The organism is Aeromonas sp. HMWF014, assembly GCF_963878295.1.
GTDB classification, from domain to species: domain Bacteria; phylum Pseudomonadota; class Gammaproteobacteria; order Enterobacterales; family Aeromonadaceae; genus Aeromonas; species Aeromonas popoffii.
On the sequence record NZ_CAWNYS010000240.1, the window covers coordinates 1 to 12,615 of the forward strand.

A 12,615-nucleotide genomic window follows, 5' to 3' on the forward strand; every position below is an offset into this window, starting at 1 on the left:
GCATACATCAGATCCTGCACACTCTGGGACGCTGGAAGGGGATGATGCAGGAGAACCTGCAACAGACCCGGGAGTGCGCCGAGATGACCCGCCAGGGCGCCAGCAGCCTGCTCTCAGTGCTGGAAGAGATAGAGCTGGTCACGGAACACTCCACCCAGATAGCCGCCGCCGCCGAGCAGCAGCAGGCGGTGGTAGAGGAGATCAGCCGCAACATCAACCAGATCTCCCAATACTCCCACGCCAACAGCCAGAAGATGCAGGAGGTCGACAACTCGAGTCAGGAGCTACTGGAGCGAGCCAGGCAGCTCAAGGGGCTCAGCCAGACCTTTGGTTGAAGCGGTTGTCACCGCCACAACAGAAGCGCCACAATGGCGCTTCTGTTGTTTCTGATGAGTCATGACCGATGAGAATGGAGCCAGCCCCTGCCCCACTGAACAAAGTCGCCCGCATCGAGGCGATTCTCGCCCTGATCCCGGCCGGTAAGGTGGTCAGCTATGGTCAGGTCGCAGATCTGGCGGGACTACCCGGTCGGGCCCGGCTGGTAGGCAAGGTGCTGCGGGAAACGGACAAGGTGCTGCCCTGGCATCGCGTGCTAGGTGCAGGCGGCACCATTTCACTGCCAAAAGGGTCGACAGGCTTTGCGCTGCAGACGGGGCGATTGCAGCAAGAGGGGGTGCCCGTGATCGGCGGGCGGGTAAAGATGCGGGAGTGGCAATGGCAGCCCGACCTAGCCGAGCTGCTATTCCTCATTCCCTTTTAAACCGGGCCGTCACGGCCTCTCATGACCCTCTGCTGAGCCAAAAAGCGGCCATGACTGCTTGCCTCCAGGTACATCACAGCGAGAGAGGAGCCAGGATCTCGTCGCTGCGCACCTGCACAGGTATGGTTTCATACTCCCGTTGCAGCAACACCAGCAGACTCTGCCTGTCCACCTCCAGCACATAGGCAGTCCCTTCCCGGGTCAGACAGGTCATTCCCGGCCGGATCTCGTTAATCTCCATCACAACCTCCATGTACAGCGCTGCCATCCTTGCAGCCGTTTCAGTATACCGTCATCTCCCAACAAAAAGGCCCCAGCAAGGGGGCCTCTTTCATCATAGTGTGAACTACACGCCATCATGCCTTCTTCGATTTGGCCAGGCTCTCCTGCCACTTGCCGTTGTCGTAGTGCGCAGTCCAGCCCGTTGCCTTGCCGTTGACCTCTGTCATCACGTACTGCTCCTTGGTCTTGCGACTGAAGCGAACGATGGAGGCATTACCGTCAGGATCTGACGCCGGGGCGTCAGCCAGGTACTGGTGCTTGGGCGAGAGGCGATCTTTGAAGCGTTTGAGCTCTTCCACCAGGGGCGCACGGGTCTCGCGGGATTTCGGGAAGTTGCTGGCAGCGAGGAACAGGCCGGCCGCCCCGTCACGCAGCACAAAGTGTGCATCGGACTGGGTGCACTTGAGCTCGGGCAGCGGCACCGGATCTTCCTTCGGTGGCGCTATATCACCGTTTTTCAGGATCTTGCGGGTGTTCTTGCAGGTCTCACTGGTGCAGCCCATGTACTTGCCGAAGCGGCCGTTCTTGAGCTGCATCTCGGATCCGCAGCGATCACACTCTATGCTCGGCCCTTCGTAGCCCTTGAGCTTGAACTGGCCCTTCTCGATCTCGTAACCGTCGCAATCCGGGTTGCGGCCACAAACGTGCAGCTTGCGGCTGTCGTCGATGATGTAGGCGTCCATGGCGGTGCCGCAGACACCGCAGCGGTGCTTGGCGCGCAGCGCCTCGGTTTCGGCTTCGTCACCGTCGGTGGCGGAGACAAATTCGTCGGCGGAAACCAGATTGATGGTTTTCTTGCAGCGCTCTTTCGGCGGCAGGGCGTAGCCGGAACAGCCGAGGAACACGCCAGTGGTGGCAGTACGAATCCCCATCTTGCGACCGCAATCCGGACAGTCGATGTCGGTCAGCACCATCTGGTTGGCACGCATGCCCCCCTCTTCCGCGCCCCGATCCGCTTTTGCCAGCTCCTGGGTAAACTCTTCGTAGAAGGCGTCCAGCACCTTCTTCCACTCCAGGCTGCCTTCGGCGATGCCATCGAGCTTGTCTTCCATCTTGGCGGTGAACTCGTAATTCATCAGCTCGACGAAGTTTTCCACCAGACGGTCGGTGACGATCTCGCCCATCTTCTCGGCGAAGAAACGGCGGCTCTCGACCCGCACATAACCACGATCAACGATGGTGGAGATGATGGAGGCGTAGGTAGACGGACGGCCGATGCCGCGTTTTTCCAATTCGCGTACCAGGGCGGCTTCGGTGAAGCGCGCGGGCGGCTTGGTGAAGTGCTGGCGCGGATCCAGCTTGATCAGTTTGAGCAACTCGCCCACGGTCACCGCCGGCAGCTGGCTGTCTTCTCCCTTGCGACCCATGGGCGGCAGCGCCTTGGTCCAACCGGCGAAGCGCAGAGTACGGCCACGGGCCTTGAGTTCGAACTCGCCCGCCTTGACGGTCAGGGTGGAGGAGTCGTACTGGGCCGGGGTCATCTGGCAGGCCACAAACTGGCGCCATATGAGATCATACAGACGCATCGCATCCGGCTCCATCCCTTCCAGTAGCTCGGCCGTGACCAGCACGCTGGAGGGACGGATCGCCTCGTGGGCCTCCTGGGCGCCAGCCTTGGAGCCATAGAGATTGGGCTCGCTCGGCAGATAGGTGGCACCATACTGCTCGCCGATATATTCACGCACCGCTTCAACCGCCTCTTTGCTGAGGTTGGTGGAGTCGGTACGCATATAGGTGATGTAACCCGCTTCATAGAGACGCTGGGCCATCATCATGGTCTTCTTCACCCCGAAGCTCAGACGGGTAGAGGCCGCCTGCTGCAGGGTGGAGGTGATGAAGGGCGCGGAGGGCTTGGAACCGGTCGGCTTGTCTTCCCGATTCACGACCTTGTAGTCGACCCCTTCCAGGGCAGCCACGGCGGCAAAGGTCTCTGCCTGGGTGACCGGCTTGAAGTCGGCGCCGTTACGGCTGACCACTTCCATGCGCAGGGAGGCATGTTCACCGGTCAGCAGATCTGCGTTGAGATCCCAGAACTCCACCGGCACGAACGCCTTGATCTCGCGCTCTTTATCGACGATGAGGCGCACCGCAACAGACTGCACCCGACCGGCGGAGAGGCCGCGAGCCAGCTTCTTCCACAGCAGCGGGGAAACCATATAACCCACCACCCGATCGAGGAAACGGCGGGCCTGCTGGGCGTTGACACGGTGAATGTTCAGCTCGGATGGCTGGGCAAACGCCTCCTGAATCGCGGTCTTGGTGATTTCGTTGAACACCACCCGCTTGTAGCGGCTGTCGTCACCACCGATGATCTCGCGCAAGTGCCAGGCGATCGCCTCTCCCTCTCTATCCAAGTCGGTTGCGAGATAGATGGTGTCGGCCTTGGCGGCCAGACTTTGCAATTCACTGACCACTTTCTCTTTGCCGGGCAAAATCTGGTAGTTGGCCTGCCAGCCTGCGGCCGGATTGATCCCCATCCGTGAGAACAGGGCATTGCGATCCTTGGCTGCCTTCTCTGATTCGCTCAGCTTGATGCCGCGAATGACAGGTTTTTTGGGCTCGTTGCTGGCGCTGCCACTGGTGGGCAGATCGCGAACATGACCGACGCTGGATTTCACCACGTAGTCCTTGCCCAAATATTTGTTGATGGTCTTGGCCTTGGCCGGAGACTCCACTATGACCAGTGATTTGCCCATGCTGTAACTATTATCCTCATTGCACCCGACGGGGTTGGTGTGCGGTTTTGTGGGGCTGTATAAGAGATTTGACGCGAAAAAGCAATCTTGTGAGCAAATTAGCTCACCCTCTCGAACCACCTGACCTCTTTATTTATTAATGCGAAGCCGAGCCGCGGGAAGCAACCGCTTTTTTATTTTTATGCTATATCCACCCCCTTTTTATATTTGAAATGACATAACCAACCGCTCTTGTAACATAACAAACCACTTTGGTTATCAGCTTGTTACAAAAGACAAAATCTCCTTATAATGGCTGAATCCCGCAGCTTTGTGCGCGGAAGGAACCGCTACCCATATAAAAATCGAAAGGATGTACTCAATGAAGCACTTCGAGGTCAACTTCGACGGACTGGTCGGCCCGACCCACAATTATGCCGGCTTGTCCTATGGCAACGTCGCCTCCCAGAGCAACGCCAAGGAGGCGTCCAATCCGAAGGAAGCGGCCAAGCAGGGGTTGCGCAAGATGAAAGCGCTGACCGAGCTTGGCATGACCCAGGGGGTGCTGGCACCGCAGGAGCGGCCGGATCTGGCCACCCTGCGCCGCCTCGGCTTCACCGGCAGCGATGCCAGCGTGCTGGCCCAGGCCGCCAAACAGGCTCCCGCCGTGCTGGCTGCCTGTTATTCAGCCTCCAGCATGTGGACCGCCAACGCCGCCACCGTCTCCCCGAGTGCCGATACCCAGGATGGCCGCATTCACTTCACCCCCGCCAACCTGACCAACAAGTTCCACCGTTCCCTCGAACCCGAGGTGACAGGTCGCATACTGCGCGCCGTGTTCAACAACGATCGTCACTTCTATCACCACCAGCATCTGCCGGAGAACGACCACTTCGGTGACGAGGGCGCCGCCAACCACACCCGCTTGTGTCGTGCCTACGGCGAGTCCGGGGTCGAACTGTTCGTCTATGGCCGCAGTGCCTTCGATGTCTCCCAGCCCGCCCCCAAACGCTACCCGGCCCGCCAGACCCTGGAGGCCAGCCAGGCCATCGCCCGTCTGCACGGTTTGAGCGAAGAGAGCGCCGTCTTCATCCAGCAAAATCCGGATGTGATCGATCAGGGGGTGTTCCACAACGACGTGATCGCGGTGGGCAACCAGAACGTGCTCTTCTTCCACCAGCAGGCCTTTCTCAACACGGCGTCAGCGCTGGCCGAGGTGCGCACCAAGTTCGGCGAGGGCGAATTGCACTTCATCGAGGTGCCGACCAATGAGGTATCGCTGCAGGACGCGGTGAAATCCTATCTGTTCAACACCCAGATCCTCACCCTGCCGTCCGGCGAGATGGCCATCATCGCCCCCACCGAGTGTCGTGACAATCCGGCCGTATCGGCCTACCTCGGCCAACTCCTCGCCCAGGGCACCCCCATCAAACAGGTGCACTACATGGACGTGAAACAGAGCATGCGCAACGGTGGCGGCCCTGCCTGCCTGCGGCTGCGAGTCGCCATGAACGATCTGGAACTGGCGGCGGTCAACCCGGCCTGCCTCATCAACGACAGCCAGTTCACCCGGCTGGATCAGTGGGTGGATCGCCACTACCGCGACAGTCTGGCGCTGGACGATCTGCGCGACCCGGCGCTGGTGCAGGAGTCCCGCACCGCCCTGGACGAACTGACCCAGATCCTCAAACTCGGCTCCGTCTACCCCTTCCAGCGCTGAGTCGCTGGATAGCAAAAGCCGGGCAAATGCCCGGCTTTTTCATGCCCGTGGTGCAAGCGAGGCCTCAGCGCCAGGGGCTCTGCTGCCACAGCCGGCCGAGGCTCGACTCCAGCGCCAGGGCCGCCTGCTGGCCCAGTTTCTGGGTCAGGCTCTTTGGCTTGCGATAGCTGATGCCGACCACCTTGTGATGGCTGGCCTGGGCCAGCAGGTAGTCGTCACTGGTGCAGAGGGTATCCACCAGCCCCAGCCCCTTGGCCTGGCTCGCCAGCCAGTGCTCTCCCGTGGTGACACTGTCTATGTCGAGGTTGGGTCTGTGCTCGGCCACGAACGCCTTGAACCGCTCGTGGATGGCGCCCAGCTCCTCACGAAACTTCTCCCGCCCCAGATCGTCGTTCTCACCGAACATGGTGATGGTGCGCTTGTACTGGCCAGCGGTGTGCATCTCGAATTCAATGTCGTGCTTTTTCAAGAGCTTGTTGAAGTTCGGCAGCTGGGCTATCACCCCGATGGAGCCGACGATGGCAAAGGGCGCCGCCAGGATCTGATCTGCCACGCAGGCCATCATGTAACCGCCGCTCGCCGCCACCTTGTCGATGGCCACGGTGAGTTTGATCCCCTTGTCGCGCAGTCGCTGCAGCTGGGATGCGGCCAAGCCATAGCCATGCACCACACCGCCACCGGATTCAAGGCGCAGCAGCACCTCGTCACCGGACTGGGCGACCCCTATCACGGCACTCACCTCTTCCCGCAGGGAAGCCACCTCTTTGGCGTCCATGCTGCCGTTAAAATCGAGTACAAACAGCCGGCTGCGCTCGTCTTCGGTCCTGGCACGGGCCTTGTGTTCGGCCTTGCGATCCTTCTCCAGCAACTTGCGTCCGGCCTTGCCGGCCAGCGCCGCCTGCAACTGGTAGCGCCCCTGCTCCAGCTCGCTGGAGAGATCGGTCACCACCAGCTCCCCCTTGCGGGATTTCGGCTGACGGCTGCTGATCACCATCAAAATGACGGCCGCGATAGCCAGCAGTAAGGTGAGGGTCTTGGCCAGAAACAGCCCATATTCAGTCAAAAATGCCACTTGATGCTCCGCTCAATGTTCGAGTTTTTCACATTCTAGGGAGTTTGCCGGGCTCGCGCAAAAACTCTGCGACAGTGGCTCAAAAAACACACTCTTTAATCACAACCCCTCTATTTTCTTCACATTTTTGCCGTCTCATACTGGTCAAATGCCGTGCGGGGTCAGTACACTGGCTCTTCTATATACCGCGATACCGCGCGCATCTGCCACGAACGTGTTAACAGGAGTTGTCATGCTCGATTATCAGGCCCCCCGGGATCTGCTCAAGCACAAGGTCATTCTGGTCACAGGTGCCGGTGACGGCATAGGCCGCGAAGCCGCTATCACCTATGCCGCCCACGGCGCCACCGTGATCCTGCTCGGCCGCACCAGCGCCAAACTTGAGGCTGTTTATGACCAGATTGAGGCCGCCGGTTATCCGCTGCCCGCCATAGTGCCGGTGGACTTGAAAGGCGCTACCGCCGCCCACTACCGTGGCATGGCCGAGACCTTCGAGCAGCAGTTTGGCCGCCTCGACGGTGTATTGTTCAACGCCGGCCTGCTTGGCACCCTCTCCCCCTTCGAACACATCCAGGAGAAGGAGTGGGACGAGGTGATGCAAGTCAACGTCAAATCAGAGTTCCTGCTGACCCAGGCGCTGCTGCCGCTGATCCGCCAGACCGCCAAGGCGCACGGTGAGGCCTCCATCGTTTACACCTCCTCCAGCGTGGGCCGCAAGGGCCGCGCCTACTGGGGCACCTACGCCATCTCCAAGTTCGCCATCGAAGGCATGATGGAAGTGCTGGCCGACGAGCTGGAAAACACGGCGGTGCGGGTCAACACCCTCAACCCGGGCGGTACCCGCACCAAGATGCGTGCCAGCGCCTTCCCGGCAGAGGATCCCCAGCAGCTCAAGACGCCGGCCGATCTCATGCCGCTCTATCTCTATCTGATGGGGGCCGACAGCCGTGGCAAAACCGGCCAGACCTTTGTGGCCCAGCCCAAATAAATCAACAAAATAACCGGAACCCTGCGCCACATGGGGTTAAATTCAATAGGGTGCCGCCGGCACCCCGTTGAAGGCCCTTACCACATACGATCCCTGATCAGGTTGAAATATGTTTCGTCCCAAGAGCACGTTTGAGCAATGGCGGATCTTTCAGGCCGTGGTGGACCATGGCGGTTATGCCCAGGCCGCTGAAGCACTGAACAAGAGCCAATCCTCTCTCAATCATGCGGTGGCCAAGCTGCAGCAGAGTCTGGGGGTGCCTCTGCTGGCAGTGAGGGGGCGCAAGGCGGTATTGACCCCGGCGGGGGAGATATTCCTCAAGCGGGCGCGTCAGCTCAGCCAGCAGGTGGAAGAGCTGGAGAACCTGGCCAACAACCTGGAGCGGCAGTGGGAGCCGCAGGTCAACCTCTATGTTTCCGTGCTGCAACCACGGGAGCGACTCTATCGGGCGCTGGCCCATTTCTATCCCCGCAGCCGGGGCTGCCGCGTCAATCTGCACGAACGCATTCACTGCCACTTCAACGCCCTGCAAGTGGGGGATCTCATGCTCTCCGAGCACCTGCCCCAGGATCGTACCGGCCTGCCGCTGGACGAGGTGTGCCTGCTGCCGCTCTGCTCGGCCAAGCATCCCCTCGCCGCCCTGGTAGGGCCCGTCTCGACTGACGAGCTTGCCAGCCACAACCAGATCAGCCTGCATCCCCCCATTCACCGCTCGGTGGACTGGAATGATGCGGATGACACCGGTTGGAAGGCGACCCACTATCACGAAGTGATAGCCATGCTAAAACTCGGCCTCGGCTATGCCTGGCTGCCCCGCCATCTGGTGCAGGAGGAGCTGATCAGCGGCGTCCTGGTGCCACTGGATCTGGCCAGTGGCAACGAGCGCCATCTCTATACCTATCTGCTAACTCCGTCAGCGGATTCGCTGGGTCCGGCCACCGAGCTGCTGCTACGCTGCCTGCGCAACGAATATCAGACCGGTAACAACAAATAAGCCCAAGCCGTCAGGCGGCCAGCGCCACCCATCGCCAATCGGTCACAGACCAGCATCACACATTGGGCACCCGCCAGCAGGCGCCCAGTGCCGCCAGCGCCAGCGCCGTGGCCACCATGAAGACCCCGTGAAAACTCCAGATCTCGGCCACTGTCCCCGCAATGGCCCCCGCCATGATGGAGCCGGTACGTATGCTATTGGCAAACAGGGTGGTCGCCACCCCGGCGCGCCCCGGCATCAGATCCTGGAAGTAGGACATGCCGATCCCGGCGACTATGCCGATGAAGATGGCGTTGAGCAGTTGCAACGCGATGAGCGCAGACTGACTCGACAGGGTGACCAGCCCCGCGTAGAAACCCACCCCGGCCAGCACCGCCACCAGCATCATGGGACGCTTGCCGAAGCGCTGGGTGTAGTAGCCAGCCAGCAGCATGAAGGGGATCTCGAGGGCCGCCGCCGTACCCATCAGCACACCGGCCAGTTTCTCCTCCAGCCCCAGCTCGCGGGTGATGTAAAGCGGCATGTTGATGAGGTACATGCTGTTGCAGGTCCACATCAGGGTGGAGGCAATGAACAGCGCCCGCACGGAAGGGTCTCGCCAGCTGCTGACCCGCTCCACCTCGCTGTTTGGCGTGGGCAGCGGCAGGGAGGGCAGCCAGCGCCACACCACGAAGGCACAGATGAGGTAGGCCAGGGCGGAGGCGAGATACATCACCTCGAAGCCATAGCCGATGGCCAGCGCAAAGGCGATGGGGGGGCCGATGACCCAGGCCAGGGAAAACTGGGCCCGCAACACAGAGCTGAACATGTCTGCCCGCTTGTTGCGGCTGTCGGCATATTCCCGTGCCAGGGCAAACAGCTGGGGACTGGCAGTGGCCGCCAGACTCGCCAGCAAGACCCCAAGGCTCACCAGCAGCCAGTAGTTGCGATTCCAGGCGAACAACAGGGAGAGCACTACCCCCGCGAAGCAGCAGCGCAGGATCAGCCGCTTGCGATCCCCCTTGCTGTCGGAGCGGTGGCCGAGCCACTGGCTGATGAGGATCCCGACCACGGCGTTGACCGTGTAAAACAGTCCGACCAGCAAGGGGCGAACCTGCACCTCTTCGGCCAGAAACAGGCTCAAGGTTGGCACCTGGAGCGCGACTGCCACCCCAGTTATAAAGGTCACGGCCAAAAAAGAGAGGGAAACGGGATCCGATCTCCTCAGCGCGGCAGTCAACAAGCTCATAGGATTACCACTGATTGGGGGCAAGAAAACGGGCCAAAATTCGGCAAGTGCATGAAATAGCGTTGCTTATTTTATGTCATGATCAAGAGTCACCTCAAGGCTTGCGACCCCGCGCCCGACCCCGTACATTGAAAGCCCACTGCCCAGCATAAGGATTCCACATGTTTGATTTTGACCGGGAAATAGATCGTCGCGACACCATGAGTCTGAAATGGGACAAGTACAAAGGACAAGACGTGCTGCCCATGTGGGTAGCCGACACCGACTTTGTCTCGCCGCCTGCCGTCGTCGAAGCCCTCACCCAGCGGGTCGCCCACGGCATCTTCGGTTACTCGCGCCCCTCTGCCCGGCTGATCGAACTGATCATTGCGCGTCTGGCCAGCCGCTACGGCTGGACCATCCAGCCGGAGTGGCTCATCTTCCTGCCCGGTGTGGTACCCGGCCTCAACCTGGCGTGCAAGGCCTGGAGCCAGCACGGTCGCGGTATCATCACCCCCAAACCGGTCTACTACCCCTTTCTGCAGGCACCCGGGTTCAACGATCGCCCCCTGCTCACCGTCCCCATGGTGGAAGAGGCCGGTCGCTGGGTGCTGGATCTGGAGGAGCTGGAGCGTCAGGCCCCGGCGGCGGATCTGCTGCTGCTGTGCAACCCGCACAACCCGGGCGGTACCGTGTTTACCCGCGAAGAGCTCAAGGCCATCGATGCCATCGCCGAACGACACAATCTGGTCGTCTGCTCGGATGAGATCCATTGTGATCTGCTGCTCGACAAGCAGGCCCACCACATACCCTACGGCGCCATCAGCCCGGCAGCCGCCGAGCGCTCGGCCGTGATGATGGCACCGAGCAAGACCTTCAATATCGCGGGCCTGTGCTGTGCCTTCGCCGTGGTGCCCAACGCCCGCCTGCGCCTCAAGCTGCAACAGGCGATGCGCGGCATCAGCGCCGACGTCAACCTGCTGGGCTTCGTGGCAGCCGAGGCAGCCTATGAGGGAGGCGAACCCTGGCTCTGCGAACAACTCGACTACCTGGCCGCCAATCTCATGCTTATCGAACAGGCTGTCGCCCGCTGGCCCGGCGTCAAGCTGGCTCGCCATCAGGCCACCTACCTTGCCTGGATTGACGTCAGTGCGCTCGGGCTCGAGGATCCCATCACCTTCTTCGAACAGGCAGGGGTTGGGCTCTCCCCGGGCGCCCAGTTCGGCGATGGCCAGTTCGTACGGTTCAACTTCGGCTGCACCCGGGCACGGCTGACCGAGGCGCTGGCCCGGATGGAGAAAGCGATCCAGACTCGCATCTGATGGCAATAGGGTATATTTTTGCGGCTGAATCTCAGCTGCACCGACCGCCGCCATAAGCGATGAGGGCGAGTCTGAATGGCACATGCCATGCAAACCCGGCTCTGTGCTGAACAGCGGCAGGCCGTGATGTCAGACGGGATGGGCTTGACCCATCCTTTTTATCAGCCATTAACCCGGTTAATTATGTTGCCAAGCGCCCTGCACCACCTGTCGACCTTGTCTCGTTTCGCCCTGCCCTTGCTGGCAGCCGCCCTGGTGTTGCCCCTGCACGCCACTACACCATCCTATCTCACCATAGGCACAGGGGCGCTCAACGGCGTCTACTATCCCGCAGGAGGGGCCATCTGCCGCCTGCTGAACGCAGATAGCGCCAACCACGGACTGCACTGCGCCGTGCAGAGCACCTCGGGCTCCCTCATCAACCTGAAGGAGCTGAACCAAGGGAAAACCCAGCTGGTGCTGGTGCAATCGGATGTGGTGCATCATGCCGCCAAGGGCACAGGCCCCTTCGTGGGCCAGCCACCCAACGACCGGCTTCGCAGCCTGTTTCGACTCCATCAGGAGTCGCTGACCCTGATCGCCAGTGCCAACAGCAACATCAGCACTCTGACCGACATCGAAGGCAAACGGGTCGATCTGGGCAATCCGGGTTCGGGAGAGCGCGTGACCAGCCAGGCCCTGCTCGATGCCATGGGCTGGCAGGAGAGCAGCTTCGCCCCCGTCATTCCCTCCTCCATCAACAACCGGCTGGAAGGACTCTGCGATGGTACCCTGGACGCCGCCTTCATGGTGGCGGGCCATCCCAATCAGCGCATAGGGGATCTGACCGGTCGCTGTCAGGCACGCATCATCCCCATCGAGGGGGAGCAGATCGATCGTCTGCTCAAGACGCTCCCCTATTATCAGCGCAGCCACATCAGCGCCAATCTCTACCCGGGACAGCTCAGCGACGTCAACACCTTCGCCGTCACCGCCGAACTGATTGCACTGGACAGCCTGCCAGACACAGAGGTGCGCACTGTGCGCGACGTGCTGACCGCACGGCTCAAGCAGTTCACCCGTCTGCATCCGGCGCTGACCCCCCTCACCCTGGACTCCATGCAGGCAAAGGCTGAGGTACCGCACCACTCGGGCATGGAGGATGCCGTCCTGCCGCCGCCATCACTCATCCCCGAATCCCTGACCCCTGAGGAGTCAGCGGGCTCGGCGGCGACGGCAACCCAGGCAGCCCAGTCGGCGACGCAGACCACCGGGGATGGCGCAGCAGCACAAACCACAACCTCAGAGGCATTGGCAACCCAGCCCACTGCGGTAGAGTCCGTCTCGACCGCCCAGGCCACTCAGGCTGTGACTGTGGACGCCCCCTCGGATGCTGTGGCCACGCAAACCGTGACGACGGACCCCCCCTCGGCTGCTGTGGCCACGCAACCCGCCTCGTCCGCACTTGGCTCGGCGCCAGCCGATACGCAAGGGGCGGCGCCCAGTGCCACCAATGGCAGCGACGGCGTGCACCAGCCCCTGCCTGCCACCCCTTCGGCAAGCGTGCCCGTCCAGTAATCTCACGCACCACCAACGAAAGAGGCCACCTGTCAGGG

At 61.3% G+C, this 12,615-nt stretch carries 10 protein-coding genes and 1 pseudogene; 7 read left to right on the forward strand and 4 right to left on the reverse strand.

Annotated elements, in window-relative coordinates:
- Together AAC083_RS09625 and AAC083_RS09630 are read left to right on the forward strand one after the other, a co-directional pair.
- A pseudogene (locus AAC083_RS09625) lies at window positions 1–335 on the forward strand (methyl-accepting chemotaxis protein); the annotation flags it as partial.
- 68 nt (window positions 336–403) lie between these two features.
- Complete coding sequence (locus AAC083_RS09630) at window positions 404–760, forward strand: MGMT family protein (protein WP_108536465.1); 357 nt, start codon at window positions 404–406, stop codon at window positions 758–760.
- Window positions 761–833: 73 nt separating this feature from the next.
- Here the strand turns inward: AAC083_RS09630 and AAC083_RS09635 are convergent, their stop codons facing one another.
- Both AAC083_RS09635 and topA read right to left on the reverse strand, forming a co-directional pair.
- Entirely contained in the window at window positions 834–1,001 is a 168-nt protein-coding gene (locus AAC083_RS09635) for a hypothetical protein (RefSeq protein ID WP_167335284.1), read from the reverse strand.
- Between the two features lie 115 nt (window positions 1,002–1,116).
- On the reverse strand, window positions 1,117–3,738 hold the full coding sequence (topA, locus tag AAC083_RS09640) for a type I DNA topoisomerase (protein WP_108536466.1): 2,622 nt from the start codon (window positions 3,736–3,738) through the stop codon (window positions 1,117–1,119).
- Between the two features lie 361 nt (window positions 3,739–4,099).
- Here topA and astB point away from each other — a divergent pair, with 361 nt between their 5' ends.
- Window positions 4,100–5,437 (forward strand): N-succinylarginine dihydrolase, encoded by a 1,338-nt coding sequence (gene astB / locus AAC083_RS09645; RefSeq protein WP_108536467.1) that lies wholly within the window; start codon window positions 4,100–4,102, stop codon window positions 5,435–5,437.
- A gap of 64 nt (window positions 5,438–5,501) precedes the next feature.
- On the opposite strand, the gene sohB is transcribed toward astB, so the two are convergent.
- Window positions 5,502–6,509, reverse strand: coding sequence for a protease SohB (gene sohB, locus AAC083_RS09650; protein ID WP_108536468.1), 1,008 nt, complete (start codon window positions 6,507–6,509; stop codon window positions 5,502–5,504).
- Between the two features lie 232 nt (window positions 6,510–6,741).
- Between sohB and AAC083_RS09655 the strand changes: the two genes are divergently transcribed.
- Both AAC083_RS09655 and AAC083_RS09660 read left to right on the forward strand, forming a co-directional pair.
- Window positions 6,742–7,497 carry a YciK family oxidoreductase gene (locus tag AAC083_RS09655; protein ID WP_042037486.1) on the forward strand — a complete coding sequence of 252 codons (756 nt, stop codon included), beginning with the start codon at window positions 6,742–6,744 and terminating at the stop codon, window positions 7,495–7,497.
- 109 nt (window positions 7,498–7,606) lie between these two features.
- Entirely contained in the window at window positions 7,607–8,491 is an 885-nt protein-coding gene (locus AAC083_RS09660; RefSeq protein ID WP_042037487.1) for a LysR family transcriptional regulator, read from the forward strand.
- Between the two features lie 55 nt (window positions 8,492–8,546).
- Here the strand turns inward: AAC083_RS09660 and AAC083_RS09665 are convergent, their stop codons facing one another.
- The gene (locus tag AAC083_RS09665) at window positions 8,547–9,719 is read right to left on the reverse strand and encodes an MFS transporter (protein ID WP_108536469.1); all 1,173 of its coding nucleotides are present in this window, start codon (window positions 9,717–9,719) and stop codon (window positions 8,547–8,549) included.
- Window positions 9,720–9,880: 161 nt separating this feature from the next.
- Here AAC083_RS09665 and AAC083_RS09670 point away from each other — a divergent pair, with 161 nt between their 5' ends.
- Complete coding sequence (locus AAC083_RS09670) at window positions 9,881–11,020, forward strand: MalY/PatB family protein (protein WP_042037489.1); 1,140 nt, start codon at window positions 9,881–9,883, stop codon at window positions 11,018–11,020.
- A 183-nt stretch (window positions 11,021–11,203) separates the two neighbouring features.
- Window positions 11,204–12,577: a TAXI family TRAP transporter solute-binding subunit gene (locus AAC083_RS09675; protein ID WP_258224644.1), complete on the forward strand. Its 1,374-nt coding sequence runs from the start codon at window positions 11,204–11,206 to the stop codon at window positions 12,575–12,577.
- The last annotated feature ends 38 nt before the right edge of the window (window positions 12,578–12,615 follow it).